Raw genomic sequence first — 236 nt, 5'->3', positions numbered from 1 at the left:
ATGTAGCGCCAATAAGTAAGCCAAAATAAAATACACTCGCTAGCCATGGGGCAAGATCTACATCGAGTTTAAATGCCGATAGCGATAGCGGGATCAGGCTCATTAAAAAGCCAGAAGCTATAGCAAAAAAAGACAAACCGATAACAGGTGCTAACGGGTTATTTGACTTGCTAGTAGCAACGAATTCTATCATTAGAATTATCCGATTTTAAGGTCATAAATAAACGCTGTTTACC

General features: G+C 39.0%; 1 protein-coding gene. It reads right to left on the bottom strand.

What is annotated here, in order from left to right:
- Positions 1 to 193, bottom strand: a 193-nt coding sequence (locus AAEY79_RS16415; RefSeq protein ID WP_352289849.1) for a hypothetical protein, incomplete at its 3' end; no start/stop codon positions are given.
- Positions 194 to 236: the final 43 nt, after the last annotated feature.

Origin of the sequence: Psychrobacter sp. GW64-MNA-CIBAN-0177 (assembly GCF_040309585.1) — a bacterium.
GTDB lineage: Bacteria > Pseudomonadota > Gammaproteobacteria > Pseudomonadales > Moraxellaceae > Psychrobacter > Psychrobacter okhotskensis.
The sequence above is the reverse complement of the archived record's forward strand: the minus strand, read 5'-3'. Positions and strand labels throughout refer to the sequence as shown.